This window comes from Lacticaseibacillus hulanensis (assembly GCF_004010095.1).
Taxonomy (GTDB): domain Bacteria; phylum Bacillota; class Bacilli; order Lactobacillales; family Lactobacillaceae; genus Lacticaseibacillus; species Lacticaseibacillus hulanensis.
In genome coordinates, this window is the sequence record NZ_RRYD01000007.1 from 42,729 (window position 1) to 63,875 (window position 21,147).

At 56.6% G+C, this 21,147-nt stretch carries 14 protein-coding genes and 1 riboswitch; of the genes, 8 read left to right on the forward strand and 6 right to left on the reverse strand.

Going from position 1 to position 21,147, the window contains the following annotated elements; translation table 11 throughout:
• Window positions 1–91: 91 nt before the first annotated feature.
• The 4 genes from EKN00_RS02780 to EKN00_RS02795 all read left to right on the forward strand — a co-directional run bounded on the left by EKN00_RS02780 (window position 92) and on the right by EKN00_RS02795 (window position 7,884).
• Window positions 92–1,291: a phosphopentomutase gene (locus tag EKN00_RS02780; protein ID WP_127848625.1), complete on the forward strand. Its 1,200-nt coding sequence runs from the start codon at window positions 92–94 to the stop codon at window positions 1,289–1,291.
• A 42-nt stretch (window positions 1,292–1,333) separates the two neighbouring features.
• Window positions 1,334–2,038 carry a purine-nucleoside phosphorylase gene (deoD, locus tag EKN00_RS02785; RefSeq protein WP_127848626.1) on the forward strand — a complete coding sequence of 235 codons (705 nt, stop codon included), beginning with the start codon at window positions 1,334–1,336 and terminating at the stop codon, window positions 2,036–2,038.
• A gap of 289 nt (window positions 2,039–2,327) precedes the next feature.
• Window positions 2,328–6,002 carry an MMPL family transporter gene (locus EKN00_RS02790; protein WP_127848627.1) on the forward strand — a complete coding sequence of 1,225 codons (3,675 nt, stop codon included), beginning with the start codon at window positions 2,328–2,330 and terminating at the stop codon, window positions 6,000–6,002.
• Window positions 6,003–6,522: 520 nt separating this feature from the next.
• Window positions 6,523–7,884, forward strand: coding sequence for a cytosine permease (locus EKN00_RS02795; protein WP_127848628.1), 1,362 nt, complete (start codon window positions 6,523–6,525; stop codon window positions 7,882–7,884).
• 70 nt (window positions 7,885–7,954) lie between these two features.
• Here EKN00_RS02795 and EKN00_RS02800 read toward each other — a convergent pair whose 3' ends face one another.
• Entirely contained in the window at window positions 7,955–8,167 is a 213-nt protein-coding gene (locus EKN00_RS02800; RefSeq protein ID WP_127848629.1) for a zinc ribbon domain-containing protein, read from the reverse strand.
• 238 nt (window positions 8,168–8,405) lie between these two features.
• Between EKN00_RS02800 and EKN00_RS02805 the strand changes: the two genes are divergently transcribed.
• Entirely contained in the window at window positions 8,406–10,466 is a 2,061-nt protein-coding gene (locus EKN00_RS02805; protein WP_127848630.1) for a lectin-like domain-containing protein, read from the forward strand.
• A gap of 109 nt (window positions 10,467–10,575) precedes the next feature.
• Here the strand turns inward: EKN00_RS02805 and EKN00_RS02810 are convergent, their stop codons facing one another.
• The 5 genes from EKN00_RS02810 to EKN00_RS02830 form a co-directional block, all read right to left on the reverse strand.
• Complete coding sequence (locus EKN00_RS02810) at window positions 10,576–11,814, reverse strand: homoserine dehydrogenase (RefSeq protein WP_127848631.1); 1,239 nt, start codon at window positions 11,812–11,814, stop codon at window positions 10,576–10,578.
• Window position 11,815: 1 nt separating this feature from the next.
• Window positions 11,816–12,964, reverse strand: a complete 1,149-nt coding sequence (locus tag EKN00_RS02815) for a trans-sulfuration enzyme family protein (RefSeq protein WP_127848632.1) — start codon at window positions 12,962–12,964, stop codon at window positions 11,816–11,818.
• A gap of 65 nt (window positions 12,965–13,029) precedes the next feature.
• On the reverse strand, window positions 13,030–14,145 hold the full coding sequence (locus EKN00_RS02820) for a trans-sulfuration enzyme family protein (protein WP_127848633.1): 1,116 nt from the start codon (window positions 14,143–14,145) through the stop codon (window positions 13,030–13,032).
• Window positions 14,146–14,187: 42 nt separating this feature from the next.
• Window positions 14,188–14,979: a homoserine O-acetyltransferase/O-succinyltransferase family protein gene (locus EKN00_RS02825; protein ID WP_127848634.1), complete on the reverse strand. Its 792-nt coding sequence runs from the start codon at window positions 14,977–14,979 to the stop codon at window positions 14,188–14,190.
• A 502-nt stretch (window positions 14,980–15,481) separates the two neighbouring features.
• The gene (locus tag EKN00_RS02830) at window positions 15,482–16,840 is read right to left on the reverse strand and encodes an aspartate kinase (RefSeq protein ID WP_127848635.1); all 1,359 of its coding nucleotides are present in this window, start codon (window positions 16,838–16,840) and stop codon (window positions 15,482–15,484) included.
• Window positions 16,841–16,988: 148 nt separating this feature from the next.
• A riboswitch (Lysine riboswitch) is annotated at window positions 16,989–17,164 on the forward strand.
• A 610-nt stretch (window positions 17,165–17,774) separates the two neighbouring features.
• On the opposite strand from EKN00_RS02830, the gene alr reads away from it, so the two are divergent.
• The 3 genes from alr (at window position 17,775) to dapD (ending at window position 21,084) form a co-directional block, all read left to right on the forward strand.
• On the forward strand, window positions 17,775–18,893 hold the full coding sequence (gene alr / locus EKN00_RS02835) for an alanine racemase (RefSeq protein WP_127848636.1): 1,119 nt from the start codon (window positions 17,775–17,777) through the stop codon (window positions 18,891–18,893).
• A gap of 92 nt (window positions 18,894–18,985) precedes the next feature.
• Entirely contained in the window at window positions 18,986–20,269 is a 1,284-nt protein-coding gene (gene lysA / locus EKN00_RS02840) for a diaminopimelate decarboxylase (protein ID WP_421825371.1), read from the forward strand.
• Between the two features lie 95 nt (window positions 20,270–20,364).
• Entirely contained in the window at window positions 20,365–21,084 is a 720-nt protein-coding gene (gene dapD, locus EKN00_RS02845) for a 2,3,4,5-tetrahydropyridine-2,6-dicarboxylate N-acetyltransferase (protein WP_127848638.1), read from the forward strand.
• Window positions 21,085–21,147: the final 63 nt, after the last annotated feature.

Consider the following 21,147-nt stretch of genomic DNA (forward strand, 5'->3'; position numbering starts at 1 on the left):
ATACTGGTAGTTGCAACGTGCAATCAATTACGCAAACACGCACGGATTAGTTCAACATAATTTCGAATTATAAGCAAACGGGGGAGTTTAGATGACAGAAAAGACGTTTAACCGCATCATCGCGGTGGTGACCGACTCGGTCGGAATTGGTGCGGCACCGGACGCCGCCAAGTTCGGGGATGCCGGGGCCGACACGTACGGCCACATCAGCGAACACATGGGGCCGGATTGGCAGTTGCCCAACATGCTCAGTCTGGGCCTGGGCAACATTCGGGCGGACCGCGAGATGCCGTACCTCAAGCCGGTCGAAAATCCGCGCGCCGCGTACGGCAAGATGTACGAAATCTCGGCGGGTAAGGATTCAATGGACGGCCATTGGGAAATGATGGGCCTGCCAGTGACCGAACCGCTGGGCTTTTTCCCCAATGGTTTTCCGCAAGAGTTGCTGGACCAGATCACGGCGTTTTCCGGCCGCAAGTGCATCGTGAACAAGCCGTATTCGGGGACGGAGGTCATTCACGATTACGGGGATGAGCAGCTGGCCACCGGTGATCTGATTGTGTACACGTCTGGAGATTCGGTGCTGCAGATTGCGGCGAACGTCGACTTGATTCCGCTGGCTGAGCTCTACAAGATTTGTGAATTCGCCCGCAGCATCACCCGCGACGCGCCGTACCGCATCGGCCGCGTGATTGCCCGGCCGTACACATACATCGACAAGGACCACTTCACCCGCACCAGCGACCGCCACGACTACGCACTGATGCCGGACAAACCGACTGATCTGGACCGGCTGCAGCAGGCGGGCGTGCCGACGTATGGGATTGGCAAAATCAACGATATTTTCTCCGGCCAGGGTCTCGATGACGGCATCCACACCATCAGCAATGAGGACGGTATGAACCAGACCATCAAGGTGGCCCAGTCCGACCGCACCGGATTCGTGTTCGCCAACCTGGTCGACTTCGACGCCATGTACGGGCACCGGCGCAATCCGGAAGGCTACGCGGCGGCGCTTTCGACCTTTGACCGGCAGCTTGGGGAATTACTGGACGCGCTGCGCGACGATGACCTGCTCATGATTACGTCCGACCACGGGAACGACCCGACCTACAAGGGCACGGACCACACGCGCGAATACGTGCCAATCATCGCGTTCAGCAAGTCTCTTGTCGGCGGGGTCAACCTGGGAATTCGCTCGCCGTTTGCCGACATGGGCGCCACCATTTGCGCCAACTTCGGCGTAACCGGCGGACCGTTCGGCAAGTCGTTTTTGACCGAGCTCAAGTAACAATGACCAAGTGCACCAGGCAAACGGAAAGGTGGTAAGCATATGAGTACACACATTGACGCACCAGCCGGCAGCATCGCCGAAACGGTTCTGCTGCCGGGCGATCCACTGCGCGCGCAGTACATGGCGGAGAACTTCTTGACGGAGGTGGTCCGCTACAATGAGGTGCGCGCGGCGTACGGGTTCACCGGCATTTATCGCGGCCAAAAAGTTTCGGTGCAGGCAACGGGGATGGGCATGCCGTCGATTGCCATCTACGCGACCGAACTCATGCGGGACTACGGCGTGATGCGGCTGCTGCGGACGGGGACTTGTGGCGGGCTCGCCCCCGAGGTGAATCTGCGCGACATTGTGCTCGCCCAGGCGGCCACGACCGACAGCAGCATGATTTTAAACACGTTCGGCCCCGGGGTGAGCTTTGCGCCGACCGGGGACTTTGACCTGTTGCGGATGGCTGCCCAAATTGCGGCCAAGAGCGACCTGAACTTCCACGTCGGCAACGTGCTGGGTGAGGACCAGTTTTATAACGACAACCTCGACCGCGGCAAGCTCGCCGATTACGGCGTTCTCGCAACGGAAATGGAGGTGCCGGCGTTGTACCTGCTGGCGGCCAAATACCGGCGGCAGGCGCTCGGCATCATGACCGTTTCCGACCACCTTGTGCGTGATGAGCACCTGTCGGCCAAGGAGCGGCAGACAACCCTGAACCAAATGATTGAGCTGTCGCTGCAAACAGCCACGGCGTAGGGCCCCGGGTCGGCCGCTTAGTGCGCAGCGCGGCCAGGTTTGGAGCGCCAATTAATTTAACCGAATACAGTAAGGCGGGTGCACCCGATTGTGGGTGGCACCCGTTTTTATTTTTTCAGAAATCACCTGCGACAATTTGTCACATATGCCGCCACTTCCGCAAAATTGATTTACGTCAGTTACCTGCATAAGTACAATTGCTATTGTTAGATTCGCGTAGGTACGCGTTTTTGGCCGGATAAATTACGCGTACGGCCAGCGAAGATGAAGAAGAAAGGCGTTTTTATATATGCAGAAACTAGTCAAGAACCACATCGGTGCGCTCATCGGTTGGCTACTCGCAATCATTATTGCGGTGGTCGTCATGCCGAACACGACGCAGCTGATTCGGGATTACGGGCAAACTAAAATTCCCGATACAGCGCAAAGCCAGGTGGCGACAGTCATTCAAAAAGATTGGGGTCGCGGCCTGGGGAACGTCCGGCAGGTTGTCGTCGTCTTTAACAATGGCGACGATGCCCTGACTGGTACGCAGAAACACGCGATTGCAAAGACCGTGAAGCGCCTGCGCAACAATTCGGACAAGTACAAGATTAAGGATGTTTTGGCTCCGAACGATAACGCGGAGACCAAAAAGCAGTTAATCTCCAAAGACAAAACCACGCAACTAGTTCAACTGCAGGTTTCGAAGACGAAGACGGCGCGGCAAACCGCGGCTGACATCGAGAAACTGGCGAAGACTAGCGGCGTGAAGACGTACGTCACTGGCGGGGACATCTTAACCGATGACTTCAGCCAGGCGACCGCCGAGGGGATTAAGAAGACCGAAGTTATTGCGGCCATTTTTATTTTCATCGTCCTCATTCTGGTGTTCAAGTCACCAGTTGTGCCGCTGATATCCCTCGCGACCGTTGGGGTGTCCGTGATTACGTCCATGTCCATCGTGATGAACCTGGTCAAGCTCATCGGCTTCCCGCTGTCTGACTTCACGCAGGTCTTCATGGTGGTCGTGCTGTTCGGGATTGGGACGGACTACAACATCCTCCTGTACGATCAATACAAAGCGGAACTGTCGGCGGGACTGCCGCCGCTTGAGGCCACAAGCAAGGCGCGGCGCATCGCCGGGAAGACAATTCTCTACTCCGGTAGCTCCCTGCTGATTGGTTTTTCCGCTTTGGGATTGGCGAAATTCTCAATTTACCGCTCCGCTTTAGGGGTTGCGGTTGGGGTTGCGGTATTGCTGCTAGTGCTACTCACCCTGAACCCATTCTTCATGGCGGTGCTGGGCCGGAAAATGTTCTGGCCAGTGCAGAAGTTTGAGGGCGGAACATCTAGCAAACTTTGGCACAAATTGTCCAGCAGCAGTGTGCTCCACCCCCTGATTTCACTGGGAATTGTGCTCTTGTGCACCTTACCGTTTATTTTCACCTACAACAACCAGCTCAACTACGACACGACGGCTGAACTGAGCGACACGTTGCCCGCTAAGGTTGGGTTCCGCGTCGTGCAGGATCACTTCTCCAAGGGGACCGCGGAACCCGCGACCCTCTACATCCAGAGCGACAAGCCGCTGAACAAGGAAAAATACCTTGATGTCATCGACCGTGTCACGAAGAAGTTGCAGAAGGAAGACGGCGTGAAGACCGTCGCTTCCGTCACGCAACCTGGTGGGACCAAGATTAAGGCGCTGTACGTGAAGGACCAGCTTGGCACCGTGACGACCGGGATGGGCGCAGCTGGTGCCGGTTTGGCCAAGATTAACAAGGGGCTGAACGAAGCAACCAGCAAGCTCGCCGGCAGTGACATGCAAAGCGGCCTCGATGGCGTGAAGACCATGATTGCCGGCACCAACCAGCTGAAGACCGGCAGTGAACAAATCAACGCCGGGACCGAAAAGCTCGCAAGTGGTGCCAGTGTGCTGGAAAGTGGGATTGGGACGCTCAATTCCGGTCTGCACACACTTTCCGGCAAGTCCGGACAGCTCGACGCCGGGGTCAGCCAGCTGCAAACGCAAAGCGCACAGATGCCGCTAGCGATTGCAGGCCTGACCGCGTACAATCAGCAAATCAATTCTGGGACGCAGCAGCTTGCGGGCGCAGTTGCCCAAAGCCAGCAGAAGCTAAGCGGACTTGCGGGCCAGCAGAAGCAGCTCAGCAGTACTTTGGCCCAGCTGGAGAACATGAAGTCCCAGCTCGCCGAGGCTAAGAGCATGATGGCCTCCGCAAGCAAGATGCTGGACATGCTTGATGCTGCCAGCGCCAACGAGCAGAACTTGAAGAGTCTAGCCGCCATGGCTGGCTCGGTCGGCACGCTCAAGACCACGCTGACGGACACCATCAAGGGCGACACCGAAAATGATCTGCGGATTGCAACCGTGGCTTACAAGATTAAGAATGAAACGGACGATCCACAGGTCAAAAGTGACGCAACTCGCATCGCAACTTACGCTAACACGAACGTTGCCAAGACGATGAAGATGACCCAAGACCTGAGCCCGGCCCTGACCGCGCTCGATAAGATTGACACGAAGTCCCTGAGCCAGCTGAGCACCTTGGCGTCATCCATGCCTAGTGCCAGCGAAGTGGCCAAGCTGAAGAGTCAGCTCGCATCCACGCAGAAGATGGTGGATTCGGCAGACAAGATGCTCGCCTCAACTGATGGCCTGAAGTCAGACCTCAAGCAGCTTAGCGGTTTGCCAAGTCAGATGGCCGAACTGAACGCCGGTCTGCAGAAGTTGCAGGGCGCAACGGGTCAGGCGGCAAACATCGCCACCCAGCTCAACGCCGGCGTCAACGGTTCGGGGGTTGACCTCACGAACCAGCAGACAATTCAAAACACGATTGGCAACTCAACGCTGACGAATTCCCTGCAGCAGCTCGTTTCCGGTGTGCAGGCGTACACGACCGGCGTTAACTCCGCCGCAAGTGGCTCAACCAAGCTTAGCGATGGTTCCGACCAGATTACTAATGGCCTGAACACGCTGGCAAGCAAGGAACCAGCACTGACGACCGGTTTGAGCAAGGAACTTTCTGGTCAGCAGACCATGTACACCACGCTTAACGGGCTCGTCGGTCAGATGAAGACGCTCCAAAGTGGCCTCAAGACGGCGGCAAAGGGCACGGACACCATTAACGATGGGGTCAAGAGTGCTGACAGCTACCTAACTGGGCTGAAGAAGTCGAGCGTCGCAAACAATTACTACGTGCCTAAGTCAGTACTGAAGGGTAAGACCTACAAGCAGGCGCTGAAGCAGTACATGTCCGCGGACCACAAGACTACGAACATGACCATCGTGCTGAAGGCCGACCCAAGCTCCGCTAAGGCGATGGGCGAAGTTGACCAGATGCAAAAGGTTGTGAAGAACGAACTGAAGGGCACCAGCCTTTCCGGTGCGAAGGTCGCAATCGGTGGTCAGACCGCAAGCACGAGCGACACGCAGAAGATTGCCAGCTACGACTTTGTCCGGACGGCGGCAATCATGATTATCGGCATTTTGCTGGCACTCATGTTTGTCACCCGGTCAATTCTGCAGCCGTTCTACATCATGGGTACGCTGCTGCTCGCGTACATCACGAGCCTCAGCCTGACGCGCTGGATTAGTGGCTTCGTTCTTGGTCAGAGTCAGTTGACTTGGAACACCCCATTCTTCACGTTCGTTATGCTGATTGCCCTTGGGGTTGACTACAGTATCTTCCTCATGATGAAGTACCGAGAATTCGGGCAAAATGGCGGTGATCCGCGTGAACGGATTGTTTCCGCCAGTGCGATTATCGGGGCGGTCGTTATCTCGGCCGCAATTATCCTGAGCGGGACGTTTGCCGCACTGATGCCATCTGGTGTCCTGACGCTGATTCAGGTTGCCATGGGGGTTATCATCGGTCTGGTTATCCTGGTCATCATCTTGCCAGTTATCATGTCGGCGCTAATTCGCCTGACGTACACCAGCAAGGATGACAAAGAATAATTGAACGCACCACAGCAGTTAGTTAGATAAATCAGTCAAAGCGGGTCGCCTGCGCACATTTAGTTGCGCGGGGGACCCGCTTTTTGGTTGTAAAGTTCCACGCGTGAAATGCCGCGGGCGTGCACCCATCTGCGCGGCCGGAATTTGCAGTGGCCGCCGTTTACCAACTTTTACCAAATATGTTGCGGGCCGTTACAATGTCGCAACCAAACGAATACATTCGGCACATAACATTAAGGTGTTGGCGGAAATGATGCGTATGGGGGCGGGCATATGTTAATCGTTGGTACTTGGTTAGTCTTCATGAGCTTGATGTTTGTGCTTATCGTAATCGTTAACGGCCTGATCTGGCTGTTTTACCGCAGCCGGGGCGTTGTGGAACACAGGACGCGACATCTGGGGCGTGGAACAAAATAGTTGAGGCCGATAGTGGGACACCCGAGCACGTGGTAGAATTTCTTACAATGTGCAATATTTCGGCGGGCAGGTTGGCTGCTTGCCACAGAACGGGGGACCACATTTGGCGAAAAAATTAGGCAACGTGACACCAATTAGTTCAGCGGCGCGGTCGATGGGGAATTGGGACCTGTTTGCGACCTGGGTCGGCGCGAATGCGAACAACGGCACGTGGTACATTGGCGGAGTCATCGCGGCGGCGGGGATGCTCACGGCCAGTTCTGCCCTGATTCTCACCGGGATTGTGTCGTACGTGCTGCTCGGGCTGGCCAGTTACATGGGGTATCGGACCGGACTGCCGGCCATGGCGCTGACGCGGCCGGCGTTTGGGCTGCGCGGATCGTTCATCCCGTCCATCATCAACGTGGTGCAGTTCATCGGCTGGGCGGCGGCGAACACGTTCATCGCGGCCATTTCGATTTCGGTTATCTTCAAAGACCTGCTTGGGTGGCCAGCGTACGGCACCCCCGGCGGCAATCGCGGGCTCATCGTCGGTATCTTAATTATGTCGCTACTCCACATGGCCTCGATTTCCCTCGGCGAGCGGTCCGTGCGCATGATTGAGCGCGTCGGCATCGTGCTGGTCATGCTGCTGGTGGTCTGGGAGTCGGTTGTGGTCTTCCAGCACGCCTCTCTCAGCGCAATTATGGCGTGGCGGCCGGCCGCGCACTTCAAGATGTCCTCGGGGGCGGCGGTTGATGTGCTGGCGGCGTTTAACCTGGCATGGGTCACCGCGGCGGCGGATTTTTCCCGCTTCGGTAAAACCAAGACCGCGGCGACGACCTGGTCGTTTCTGGGCGCGAACCTGGGCCTCTTCTGGTTTGCGTTCATCGGGCTGACGGCGACGATTGCGGCAGCCATCACCACGGGCGCGTACGATCCGAACGCCTCGGACCCGTCAACGATTGCCACCAAGCTCGGCCTCGGGATTTTGGCGCTGCTCGTGATTGTGATTACGAGCACGACGGCCAACGCGGTCAACCTGATGGCCGCGGGTTCGGCGGTGACGAACATGTTCCACCGCTTGAAGCTGACGCCGGCACTATGGCTGGTAACGGTGGTGGCGACGGCTGTGTCGTTTGTGCCGCTGTTTTTCGCGACGTTCCTGTCGGCCTTTACCGCCTTTCTCGACATGATTGGTATGTTCCTTGGCCCCGAAATTGCGGTCTTTCTCGTGGACTTCTTCATCCTGTCTAAGCGGCGTTACGTTGCTGAAGACATGACGCGCGTTGACGGGCAATACTGGTACCGCGGCGGGTTCAACCTGGTGGCGATTGTCAGCTGGGCGCTTGGCGTTGCCATCTACTTTGGCCTGCGCCACGTTGAGTTCATCGCCAGCACGGTGGGTGCGACGTTCGTGGGCATGGCACTGACGGCGGTGATTTATTACTGCGGGATGCGCATGACGCGGCGTAACTTAAACTAAATCCGATGCAAAAAAACACACCAGAAGCGGCGAAAATGCCAAATTCTGGTGTGTTTTTGGTTGTCTTTGTTTAGCTGCCCAGCAGGAAGTCGAGCACGTTCATGCCCGTGTCGGTTTCACCCTTGTACAGCTCGGTGAACCCGCAGCGGGTGCAACTGATGGTGATGAACCGCTTGTTTTGCACGTCCATCAGTTTGGAAAGGCCGCCGCCCGTTGCCTGAAACTGATCCTGAGAGAAACTTTCGTTGCCGCACTTGGGGCAAACGTATTGTTGTTGATTCATTTTTTCTCCTCCGTCGCTTTGCGAGCTTGTTGCATTCATTATACGGGCGGCGCGTGGGCGGGCGTATCCGTCCCGAGGCTGATTTGTCTGTCCGCCCGGATAAAGGGCATAAACTGAAAAATTAGTTTGCGGAATGTGACCGATATCAATCAGCAGATTGGTTGATAATCAGACTTGGGGTAAGATTCACGAGCGTTCCGTGGTGCAGCAGTTTTGCCCGCGGCTGAGAGGTGTAATTATGCAAAAGAAATTGCGCACATTCATATTTGCAATGCTTGCCAGTGTGCTGATGCTGCCAACCTGGGGGGTTAGTGCGGCTGATTCACCGGTTGATCAGGACTTGGCCAACTTTTTTGGCTACGACTGGGGGGCAAGCAACCCGTACCCAACGCCATACGATATTAACGGGGCACCAGGCTTCGTTCCGTTTAACGACGTGATGAAGGGTTACGGGGACAAATCTAAGGTCCTTGAAAATGGCAAATTCAGTCAGGTTGCCGCTGAAATTACGAACACGGCTAAAGTCCCACAAGCTGGGGCTTTGTGGAGCACCCACCAACTGGATTTAACCAAGAATTTCCACGCCAGAATGCAGTTTTACCTTAGCGATGTTAACGACGTAGCCGACGTGGCCGACGTGGCCGACGGGATTGCGTTTGCCATGACTGGTCAAAAGCCCGAAAAGGCGATGGGCGACACGGCCGATGGTGGTGACCTCGGAATCTGGGGTAAACAGAGCAACGGCCAGTACAAATTGCCGCGTTCATTTGCTATTGCCATCGATACTGAAGCAAACGTGGATACAGGCAAGCCGGCATGGGACTACGCAATCTACAACCAGGTTAAGTACAATAACGCGGGCACAACCGTAACGCCGCGCGACAACGACAAGCACAAGGAAGATAACTTTATTGCCTATGGGTACCCAGGCATGGACGCACAGTACGCGCAGCCGCAGATTACGACCACAATTTCAGATAATTGGGGTGACTATCCGGTGACCGTTGCACCCCAAATTCTCGCGTTCGGCGGGGATGGTAATTCGTACGGGGATGGTGCAGCCGCCAAAAACGGCATTGGTGGGTTTGATTTCGTGCCCAAGGATGCCCTGAACAATCACGCCTGGCACGAACTCAACCTCGATTACACGTATGCAAACGGCGAAGGTACGCTGACATACACCGTGACGCTGAAGAACACGGACGGCACGGCCCAGGGGAGTCCAATCACCGAGACTGTTAAGTGGACGGATGCGAAAATTCAGAAGATTTTTGGTGGGACCAAGGTCAACTGGGGCTTCACCGGGCGGACCGGGTTGAAGCATGAAAATGGGGTCGTTGCCTTCCAGCAAATTCCGGGGTTGCTCGACACAACATCGGAGACTTTAATTTTAGACTCAACGCGGAGTAAGGAATTGAAAAGCTTGGTGCTTGGCGGTCAAGGCATGCAGGTTTTCCGCATCGGCTATAAGCCAACCAATAGCTTGCAATCGTGGCCAGCCGTCGCCGGCGGGAAGCTGTCAGCCATCTTGAAGGCCGGGAAGAACTACGGGTTTGTGGTTAGTGATGACGGTAAGGTTCATGGACTGTATAACCATACAGGTGACGAAGAGTATACCTACACACCAGATTCTGGTGACATTAAAACCTATAAGGGACCGGACGGTAAGTCAGTTCGCTACGTGACCGAGGTGCGGATTAAAAATGAGCTCCCTGGTTTTAGCAAGGCTAATTCATATCCGGATTATGACTGGGAATTGGTTTACGCACCGGTTGTGGCCATTGGGACCGACAGCTCAGTAGGCACCGAAGCGATGGGGACGGTCGGCGGCGACAATGGGCTCACGAGCGTGTCGGGGACGTTGACCGTTCCGCATAATTTTGTCCTCAGCCTGGATTCGGTTCCGAGTTTTGATTTTGGCAAGCTGACGGTGGGCGACATTATGTCCGGATTCACCAACCATCCGGGCACGGTAAGCAACTCGCTGGCCTTCTCCGCCTCGGAGGAAAATAACATCCAGATTTCTGCAAGTATGAGTTCGTTTAACTTCGGTCCGAGTTACACACCGGGATCGACGGCCGTTAAGTTCACATACAACGGCGCGGAACGGGAACTTACGGACAATGGTGAAGCAACGTCGGTTTATGCTGGTAGTCCTAAAAACCTAACATCTGCCGTTACCAATGCGTCGCTGAACATGCCCAAGGGCCTCCAGGGAGCCAAGGCGGGTTTATATAATTCAACAATCACTTGGACGCTTGAACAAACGCCGACCGCGGACGCTTCAAGTGCGAACTGATGCGAATTGTTCCCCGCGCCACCCGGAATCAAAGAAAGAAGGTTACACCCAGCAATTCTGCCGGACGTAACCTTCTTTCTTTGTTTAGTTTGGTTAAGCAGCCACCCGTTTACGCGAAAATTGGCAGAATGTGCACGAGCGCTAGGTCCTTGGTTGCCTCGATTTTGGCCTTGAGCGCCTCGGTTTCCGTGTCGCTGATGGCCGGCGTGTGGATGAAAATCGAGCCCTCACCGGAAATCATTTTGCCGCCGATGCCGAGATCTGATGCCGCCTGGTCGGCCTGCAGCGTGGCGCTGTGGAGTACCACGAAGCGTTCGCTGACCCGGTCATCGGCCGTGGCGATGTCGTTGGGCGTGGCCGCGTCGACAAAGGGCGCGGGCTCGATGCCGGCGCGAATGGCACTGGCGATGGTGATTAGGTCGGAAATCACGGAGCTTGCGGTTGGCAGTGACCCGGCGCCCGGGCCGGTCATCGTGATTTGCTTGGTGTTGACCGAATCAATCATCACCGCGTTGTTCTCGTCGAACACCGCCGAAAGCGGGTGCGCGGCGGGCACCAGGTGCGGACTGACGGTCAGGCTGAGCTTGTGGTCGTTCATGGCCGCGACCGCCAGTGGCTTGATGGTGTAGCCCCACACCGAGGCGGCAGCAAAGTCGGCCCGCGTCAAGGTGGTGATGCCCTGCCGCGTCACGTCGCTCAGGGCCGGCGTCATGCCGAACGCAAAGCGGCTTAGGATGAGCAACTTGTACGCCGCGTCGAAACCCTCAACGTCGTTCGTGGGGTCGGCCTCCGCGAAGCCTTTGACCTGTGCCAGCTTCAGCGCCTCGGAGTACGAGCTGCCGGCGCGCACCATTTGCGTCAGGATGAAGTTGCTTGTCCCGTTGGCAATGCCGGCCACGCGCGTGATGGTGTCGCCCGCATAGGCGTTGGCGAGGGTGTGCAGGACGGGGATGGACCCCATGACCGCCGCCTCGTAGTACAGGCCGACGTGGTGCTTCTTGGCGAGCTGGGCTAACTGCACCCCGTGCACCGAGAGCAAATCCTTGTTGGCGGAGATCACGTGCTTGCCGTTGGTGATGGCGCGCTCAAGCAGCGGGTAGGTGGTGGCCACTCCGCCCATGACCTCGACGACGATATCGATGCTCGGGTCGTCAACGATGCTTTGCGGGTCTTGGGTCAGCTTAATGCCCGGGTACTTCGCTTGCCGCTCCGGTGTGATGGTGCGCACGGCGGCCGCAACCACGCGGGTGTTCAGCGCGGCGAGTTTCGGCTGATTTTTTTGCAAAATGGCGACGACCCCGGAGCCCACGGTGCCCAGCCCGAGGAGGCCAATATTGATTGCCTGCATATTACGCCTCCGGAATTAGTGCAAATGCGGACTTGAGGTCGGCGATGAGGTCATCGGGATCTTCAATGCCGCAGCTGAATCGGAGCAGTCCTGGGGTGATGCCGGACTTGGCCTGTTCCTTGGCGTCCAGTTCCGCGTGGCTCATCTTTGGCGGGTAGGAGAGGATGGATTCCACACCGCCAAGGGAAACGGAGAATTCCGGAATCTTGGTGTTTTCCGCCACAATCCGGGCATTGGCCTCGCTGCCGACGTCAAAGCTCAGCACGGCACCGCCATTGACCGCCTGGCGTTTTTGAATTGCGTAGCCTTTGTTGCTGGGCAAACCAGGGAAGCAAACGCGGGTCACTTGCGGCTGCTTTTCCAGCCAGGTGGCCAACTTCAGGGCCGTGGCGCTGCTCTGCTGCATGCGGATGCCGAGTGTCTTGATGCCGCGCAGAAGCAGCCAGCAGTCGGTGACGCCGAGCGTGGCGCCGACCGCGTTTTGGATGAAGTAAATCTGTTCGGCAAGTTCCTTATTGTCGGTGATGGCCGCGCCGGCAACGATGTCGGAGTGCCCAGCGAGGAACTTGGTTGCGGAGTGAACGACAATGTCGACGCCCAGCTTAATTGGCTTTTGCAAAACGGGGGACATGAACGTGTTGTCGGCAATCGTCAGGAGATTATTTTCCTTAGCGATGGCGACGATTGCGGGGATGTCGGTGACGGAGAGAACGGGGTTCGATGGCGTTTCGATGTAAATCGCCTTGGTGTTTGGATTAATTGCCGCACGCACCGCGTCCAGGTCGGTGAGGTCGACGAAGGTGTGCTCGATGCCGAACCGGTTCAGCACCTGCTCCAGAATCCGGAACGTGCCGCCGTACACGAACTTGGACACAATCAGGTGGTCGCCCTGGCTGAAGGTGAGCAGAACGGAGCTGATGGCCGCCATCCCGGTACTGTACAGGAAGCCGTACTTGGCGTCCTCGAGCTGGGCCACGGCGTTTTCCGCGACCTTCCGGGTTGGGTTGCCGCTTCGGCTGTAGTCGAATTCACCGAAGTGGTCGAAGCTGTTCTGGTTGAAAGTTGATGATAACTGAATTGGCGTGTTGACCGCGCCGCTTTCCTTGTCGGCAACGGTGGTCACCTTAATGATTTTAGTCCAATTGTGCATGATATCCTCCCTTTGCTGGGTAGGCGGGAAAAAAGCCTACGCAGGCGCTACTGGTTACTTCGAGTTTAGTTTTCGTTCGCCGCTTTGACGGCCTGGGCGACGTCTTCCCAGAGGTCGTCTTTGTCTTCGAGGCCAACGGAGAAGCGAATTAGCTGCGGTGTGATGCCGAGGCTCAGGCGATCTTCCACGGACATGTCGTGGTGGGTCTGGATGTACGGCACCGTGATGAGGCTTTCCACCCCGCCGAGGCTTTCGGCGAAACTACAGATTTGCAGGTGGCGCAAGAACGTGTCGACGTTGTAGCCGTCCGCCAGGTAGAAGCTAATCATGCCGCCGACCCCCGCGTAGAGCACCTTGGCCACACCGTCCAGCGTTGGCAGTTTAGCAGCTAAATACTGCGCGTTGCTTGTGTGGGCCGCCATGCGCACGTGGAGTGTTTTGAGCGAGCGAATGAGCAGCCAGGAGGTGAATGGGTCGAGTGTCTGGCCGGTGGTGGTCAGCTGATCGCGCAGCGTCGTCGCCAGCTTGTCATCCTTAACAATCACGGCGCCAGCGAGAATGTCGTTGTGCCCGCCGAGGTACTTGGTTGCGGAGTGCACCACGATGTCCGCGCCCAGGGTGAGTGGGTTTTGGTAAATTGGGGTGAGGAACGTGTTGTCGACCGCGATGAGGATGTCGGGCCGGATTGCGTGCACCGCGGTGGCGACGCCCTCAATGTCGATGATTTTCATTGTTGGGTTCGATGGAGTTTCGAGCCAAATCAGCTTGGTTTCCGGCCGAATTGCCAGCAGCAGGTCGTCCACGTTGATGCCGTTCCACTTGTCGTAATTGATTTTGTAGTTGGCCTGCCGCTCGTCGAAGTAGCGGAAGGAGCCGCCGTAAAGGTCGTCGCTTGCAATGAAGTGGTCGCCGGTCTTGGTGAGGGCGGAGAAGACGAGGTCGATGGCCGCCATGCCGGAGCTGACCGCCAGTGCGGAAGAGCCGTGCTCGATTGTGGCCAGCTGCTGCTCGAGTAGCTGCCGCGTTGGCGTTGCGAGCCGCGAGTAGTCGAAGCCGGTGGATTGGCCAAGGCCAGGGTGGCGGAAAGCCGTTGAGAAGTAGAGTGGGGCAACAACCGCGCCGGTCTTGGCGTCGTCTGTCCCGTTAGTGCCTTGTGTAAGTTGCGTTGCGATTTTAACCATGTGTGTGGGATCTCCTTTGTTCAAAGTTGATGCTGGAATTAATTATGCTAACTGGGCAAGCCAGTTGTGGTAAAACGCCGTTGCGCTGCTGCGCCAGGTGTACTGCGGGCGCATGTCCGGGTCAAAATAGTTGGCCGGCCGCGGTGCCAGTGCCCCATTCTTGCGGCGGTCACGGTGGTATTCGTCCGCCAGCGTGCCGGGCAGGTATTCGAAGTGACCGGCGACGTAATGGGACCTGGTGCTGGCATCGGCGACAATCAGCGCGCCGAGGTCGGAATTCCCGGCCAGGACCTCTCCGCGCTGCACGCTCAGTGGAATCTTGAAGTAGCGCGATTGCGGCATCGTGACGCCATTTGCGGTGTAAACACCGGTGATTTTGCGGTCCAGTTGCTCCGGGGTAAACACGCCGTCCGCATACCCGGCGGCGTCCGCGCCCCAGCAGAGGAAGAGGCTCTGCCTGACGTGGGTGTGCCGCCACCGCAAGATTTGCTGGAACTCGTCCCAATAATCAACGTCGGTGAAGGCAATGCGGTCAAGCGGCGCCCCGGTCACGATGAGGGCGTCGAAGTTTTCATTCTGCACGGCGGCAAAGTTCGTGTACGCGGCGGTAATCTGCTCGGCGTGTCGCCTAATTGCGTGCGTTGCCGGCAGACAGAAGGTGACCTCGATATCGGTTGCGGGCGAACCCGCTAGTTGCAGGATGCGGACGAATTGCCGCTCGGTCACGGCGCGATTGGGCATTAGGTTCAAGATTAGAATTTTGAGGTCACCAGCCGGCGCGTCTTTTGCCGTTTTGCGGCGGGTAAGGCCGGTGCGCAGATAGATGTGAGCCATTTTAATTCCTCCAGTGTGTGTGGGTCCGTAGCGCAGAGGAAGGCGCTACGGGTGTGACGAAATAAAAAAAGTCCCGCAATCCAAATATTGGACTGCGGGACGATTGGTCGTGGTACCACCCGGGTTTTGCTAACCATCGCTGGTTAACACTTATGCGGTACGGCTAAACAAGATGCAGCTTGCAAAGCGATACCGTCACGCGATAACGGGCGTACCCGTGGCCGACTTACTTGCGCTCGCCGGTCACATACTCAAAGACCATTTTCACGTGTTTCTGCGTACCGGATTCCACCAACCCCGGTTCTCTGCGCCGCGTAGCCACGTTACTTATCTCGTCAACGTACTAAATTAATTGTGTTTATATTAAAGCCGAATTAACGCCGCGTCAAGAGCCGTTTAAATATTTGTGGCGATTTGCTGGCGAATAATGAGACGAAATGCGGCGCAACCGCGACTGGCCACAAAAAAAGCGCACTGGGTTGTGCGCATTCATGGTGGCTATTTACTTTTCGGAACTCAGGTCGTAGATGACCTTCACCGCGGTCTTGGCCGATTCGCTGGCCACCCCAATCATCGTGGAGATGCGGGATGCACCTTGATTGATCATGGTTGGTGCAATGCCGGCGTCCGCGAGCCGCGTGAGGACCTTGCTGATGAGGTCGTGCTTCATGAACAGGCCCTCGCCGACAATCATGAGGATGGCGAAGTTATCGAACCATTCCAGCTGGTCGGGGTTAATCGCCTCTTTGATTTCGTCGGTCATGGCCTCAACCTGACTGTCGTTGATTTGGTCCTTGGCGAAGATAATCGTGAGGTCATCGATTCCGGATGGCATGTGTTCGTAGCTTACGTTGTACTTGTAGAGAATCTGCAGAATCTTGAGCGTCAGCCCGACTTCCTTGTTCAGCAGGTAGCGGTGCAAATACAGCGCCTTGAACCCATCGTTGACCGCAATCCCAGTGATGGAGTGGTGGTGCCGCACGTCCTTGGTCGGGGCGATGAACGTCCCACGCGCGGTGGGGTCGTTGGTGTTCTTCACGTTCACGCGAATTCCGCCCTGGATGACGGGAATGATGGCCTCGTCGTTGAAGACGGAGAAGCCGGAGTAGGACAGCTCCCGCATTTCCCGGTAAGTCAGCGTGTTGATTGCGCGCGGGTGGGAAATAATGTGCGGGTCAACGGCGTAAATGGCGGAAACATCGGTGAAGTTCTCGTACAGGTCGACGTGGAAGCCGCGCGCCAAGATGGAGCCGGTGATGTCCGAGCCGCCCCGCGCGAAAGTTGCCAAGTTGCCGTCTTTGTCGTAAGCAAAAAATCCGGGAACCACAATGCGCTCGCCGTCGTTAATCTTGAACTTAGCGATGCTGGCGTAACTTGATTCAACCAGTTCGGAGGCGCGGGGTGCGCCGGCGACGACCATGCCCAGTTCCTTGGGGTCAACGAAGCGGGTTGGGCCGAACTGCTCGTTCATGATGTGGGCGATGAGCCGGGAATTCATGTTTTCACCTTGGGCCATGAATGCGGCGTAAAGGTGCTCGGTGGTTGGGTAGCTGGCTTGTTCCAGTGCAGTCAGGTGCGCGCGCAACTTGGCCACCGAGTCGTCGGTCAGCTTGAAGTAATCAGCGATTTCCTGGTAGCGGGCAATAATCGTGTCCTTAATTGCGGTGGTGTCCTTCTTGGACTGGACGGTAGCGGCGAGCTGAACGAGGAGGTCGGTCACCTTGGTGTCACCCTTGAACCGTTTGCCCGGTGCAGAGAGGACAACAATGCGCCGCTCGGGATCAGCGGTGATGATGTTAATGGCCTTTGCGACTTGCTCGCCGGTAGCAAGGGATGAGCCGCCGAACTTGATAACTTTCATGGAGGTAATGCCTGCTTTCTAGTTCCTAGAATTAGATTCACATTAAGTTAATCCGTAAAAATTATTATTGTCAAGGGTTGACAGGAAAGAATCACCGTCGTAACCTGAAACCAATCACCGCGCCGTGGAATACAGCGCGTAATTAAATATTTTTGATAGAGGTTGCGGTCAACAAGATTAGCACGACTCAGTTCCAGTCAGGAACGCTTAGGTCGGGTGAAAGGGAAGACCGCCGAAACCGGATGCGTGACGTCCACCCGGTTGGGCCGTTGGTTAAGAGCTAACGGACTGTCGTCGCAACTGCGACGGAGCGCTATCGCGATTCACAACGAAACTAATTGATGGTCTCAGTGGATGTGCGGACGCGCATTCAGTGAGACCTTTTTTTGTGCACAGAGCGGAGCGGGCCGTTCAGAAGTTGAGGACTAGCGTGGCCGCAAACGAGATTGCGCTTTTTGCAATCTTGTTTGGGGACGTGCTAGCCGCAGACTTCTGGCCCACGCAGCTCGACTAAGATCACAGAGCGGAGTGGGCCGCTCAGAAGTTGAGGAATATCGGCGAATCGAGTTTGATGGGTGGGTTTTCCCATCGTTCATAATTCGTGGGTAACCGCAGACTTCTGGCCCGCGCAGCTCGACTACGCGCCGCACCGTCCCCCAAAACCTTTTCGATTGTTGTCTTAAATCGTTTGTCGCTGCGTAATTTAAATGCACAAAATTCACTCTTTCCCCACATCATCACACAAATATTTGCATTCTTTGCTAAAACCTTGAAAACTCCCTGCAACCGCCAAAAACAGGGGCGGCGTGCGGTACAATTGGGAGGTAAATTGGGAAACAAGGGGCGTAAGAATACGCGCCGAGATTTAGTCGAGCTCCGCAGCCATGCTCACGAGCAAACCGGGCTGCTCCGCTCTGTAAGGAGACATATAACAATGGTAGTTGCTACACACCGCCCTACGCGGTTACTTATTTCGAAAGAAGCTGTTGCCCACAACATCAAGGAGACGCGGGACGCGGCGCACGCCAAGACCGTTTTTCTTGCGGTGAAGGCCAATGCTTATGGCTTTGGCTTGCTTGAGGTCAGCCGGGCCGCCATTGACGGTGGGGCCGATGGACTTGCCGTTGCCGTCATTGACGAGGCGCTTTCTCTGCGACAGGCCGGCTTTACCTGTCCGATTCTCATCATGTCGCTCATTCAGCCGGAGTACGCTGGTATCGCCGCCGCCCACAGCTTCATCACCACGGTGGCCAGTCTTGATTGGCTCAAGCGCGCGCAGCCGTATTTGAGCGCCGACATCCCGCTGCGGGTTTCGGTTGCCGTCGATACCGGGATGGGCCGCATTGGCTACCGGGACCGCGGCGAAATCGACGCCAGCCTCGACTTTATGCAGAAAAGCCCGCGGCAGTTTGATTACTACGGGCTCATGACGCACTTTTCGCAGGCGGATTCCAGCGAGGTGGATTATTTCCACAAGCAGCTGGCCCGCTGGCACGAACTAACCGACACGCTCGAAAAACCGGTGATGGTGCACGTGGCGAACTCCGGGGCGTCCATGTACCACGCGGACGAAATCCCGCACGATGTCATTCGCGCCGGGACCAGCGTTTACGGCATCGAGCCATCACTTGGTGAACTGCGGCCCGCAAATTATTTGCAGCAGATTGAACGCCTGGAAACCGAGCTTGTTTTCGTCAAGCAAATGCACGAAGGCGACGGCATTTCGTACGGCCACATCTATCACGCCAAGGAAGGCGAGTGGATTGGGACCGTGGCGCTCGGGTACGGCGACGGGCTGATGCGTAAGCTCACTGGGTACCACGTTCTCGTTAACGGCCAGGAATGCCAGATTGTCGGCAAGCTGGCCATGGACGCGATGATGATTCGCCTGCCTGGTGAGCTGCCAGTTGGGACGAAGGTCACCGTGCTCGGCCAGGACGGGGACAAACGCATCACGCTCGATGACTGGGGCAATTACATCGGCATCGCGCCGTGGGAATTGTCCATCATTTTCCAGGAACGCCTCAAGCGCGAACTGGTAGATCACTTTTAACCCGCAATGAGTCGGGTTAACGCCGAACTGCAGCAAGAAAAACACAGCTAATCCGATTCAAGGGACAAGTAAAGGAGATATTGCACATGACCATTCCATTCACGACCGGCGCAAACGGCGAACTGACCATCGGCGGCGTCAAGGCAACTGACCTCGCCGCTAAGTACGGCACGCCACTTTATGTCTATGACGTCAGCCGCATCCGCGGAGCGATTCAGGCGTACAACGAGGCGTTCCAGGCCCGGAACGTTGATTACACAATCAGTTACGCGGCCAAGGCCTTCGCGAGTGTCGCCATGTTTCAGGTGGTCGCAGAAGAGCACGCGCACCTAGATGTGGTGTCGGGCGGCGAAATTGCGACGGCGGTCAAGGCCGGGTTCGACATGCGCAATGTTTCCTTTAATGGTAATAACAAGTCGGATGCCGAGCTGGCGTACGCGCTTGAGGTTGGCCTCGGCACCATCATCGTCGACAACGATTACGAGCTAACCCGGCTCGCCAAGATGGCGGCGGCCAAGGGGATTTGCCAGCCAATCTTGCTGCGGGTGGCCCCAGCCGTTTCGGCCCACACGCACGAGTACATCATGACGGGTCAGGCCGACAGCAAGTTTGGTTTCGACGTGGCCAGTGGTCAGGTGGCCTCGGCAATTAAGAAGGTCAAGGCGGCACCAAGCCTCAAGCTGCTTGGACTGCACGCCCACATTGGCTCGCAGATTTTTGAGATTGCCGGATTCATCGAGGAGGCCAAGAAGCTAATCCAGTTGGCCGCGGAGAATGATTTTGAGCCCGAAGTCATCGACGTTGGCGGCGGTTTTGGGATTCAGTACACCGATGATGACCAGCCGCTACCACCGAGTCGTTTTGTCGATTCACTGGTCGAAACGGTAACGCAGGGCGCCAAGGACAACGGGTGGGCCACCCCCGCAATCTGGGTTGAACCCGGTCGCTCGATTGTCGGCGTTGCCGGGACGACGTTGTACACGGCTGGTGGACGCAAAGAAATTCCTGGCGTGCGCACGTACCAGACGGTCGACGGGGGGATGGGCGACAACATTCGCCCGGCGCTTTACCAGGCCGACTACCAGGCGGTGCTCGCCAAGACCCCTAAGGCCAAGCCAACCGAGACGGTGACGATTGCGGGCAAGTACTGCGAATCCGGCGACATTCTAATTAAGGACGCAAAACTGCCGGCAATTACGCCCGGCGACGTGATTGCCCTGTTGAGCACGGGGGCGTACGGCTATTCCATGGCCTCGCTCTACAACCGCAACCCGCGGCCGGCAGTTGTTTTCGCGGAAAACGGGCGGGCGCAAGAGGTGATTCGCCGCGAAACGTGGGCGGATTTAACGGATCACGATTTGTCCTACAAAGGTTAAGCCTTTTCAAAGCCGGTTCTGATCGAGAATTCGTAGTAGTATATAGTAAGTGAACTAAAGTAGATGGTTTTTACCTAGTCCAGAGGAGAATGAATATGCCAAAACAGTTTGATGCAGAGAAGATTATCGACTACATTGCCACCGCGCCCAAGAAGACGCCGGTGCACGTTACCTTTGCTGGGGATATTGACCAGCTCACATCAGTGCCCGATGGGGTTGAAGCTTTCCTTGACGTCAAGACGGGCCAGCTGTTCGGGGACAACGCACTGATTGCACCATGGCTTGAAGCAAACGCAGCCCACATCAGCGCCAAGCACGTGGAAGTGACTGCCCGCAACTCCGGGGTACCAATGCTCGACATTACTAACGACAACGCCCGCATCGAACCTGGTGCAATTATTCGCGAGCACGTTGCGATTGGCGACAATGCCGTCATCATGATGGGTGCCGTCATCAACATCGGCTCCGTCATCGGCGACGGCACGATGATTGACATGGGTGCCGTTCTTGGTGGCCGCGCAACCGTTGGGAACCACTGCCACATTGGTGCTGGTGCCGTTTTGGCCGGCGTCGTTGAACCAGCTTCCGCAACGCCAGTTATCATTGAAGACGACGTGCTGGTTGGGGCTAATGCGGTTGTGCTCGAGGGTGTGCGCGTTGGTGCCGGTGCCGTTGTTGCGGCCGGTGCGATTGTGACGAAGGACGTACCCGCACACACAGTTGTTGCTGGGGTCCCTGCCAAGGTAATCAAGGAAATCGACGCGAAGACTGAGGGCAAGACCGCGCTCATCGACGCTCTGCGTAACTTGGACTAACCAAGCGCAGCTAGATTAGTTTTGACTGCGTATCGACATAGGGGTGGCGACACTCCTTGATTT

Coding starts and splice junctions, on each gene's coding strand:
- EKN00_RS02780 (WP_127848625.1), top strand. CDS start 92: ATGACAGAAAAGACGTTTAACCGCATCATCGCGGTGGTGACCGACTCG.
- deoD (WP_127848626.1), top strand. CDS start 1,334: ATGAGTACACACATTGACGCACCAGCCGGCAGCATCGCCGAAACGGTT.
- EKN00_RS02790 (WP_127848627.1), top strand. CDS start 2,328: ATGCAGAAACTAGTCAAGAACCACATCGGTGCGCTCATCGGTTGGCTA.
- EKN00_RS02800 (WP_127848629.1), bottom strand. CDS start 8,167: ATGAATCAACAACAATACGTTTGCCCCAAGTGCGGCAACGAAAGTTTC.
- EKN00_RS02805 (WP_127848630.1), top strand. CDS start 8,406: ATGCAAAAGAAATTGCGCACATTCATATTTGCAATGCTTGCCAGTGTG.
- EKN00_RS02810 (WP_127848631.1), bottom strand. CDS start 11,814: ATGCAGGCAATCAATATTGGCCTCCTCGGGCTGGGCACCGTGGGCTCC.
- EKN00_RS02815 (WP_127848632.1), bottom strand. CDS start 12,964: ATGCACAATTGGACTAAAATCATTAAGGTGACCACCGTTGCCGACAAG.
- EKN00_RS02820 (WP_127848633.1), bottom strand. CDS start 14,145: ATGGTTAAAATCGCAACGCAACTTACACAAGGCACTAACGGGACAGAC.
- EKN00_RS02825 (WP_127848634.1), bottom strand. CDS start 14,979: ATGGCTCACATCTATCTGCGCACCGGCCTTACCCGCCGCAAAACGGCA.
- EKN00_RS02830 (WP_127848635.1), bottom strand. CDS start 16,840: ATGAAAGTTATCAAGTTCGGCGGCTCATCCCTTGCTACCGGCGAGCAA.
- alr (WP_127848636.1), top strand. CDS start 17,775: ATGGTAGTTGCTACACACCGCCCTACGCGGTTACTTATTTCGAAAGAA.
- dapD (WP_127848638.1), top strand. CDS start 20,365: ATGCCAAAACAGTTTGATGCAGAGAAGATTATCGACTACATTGCCACC.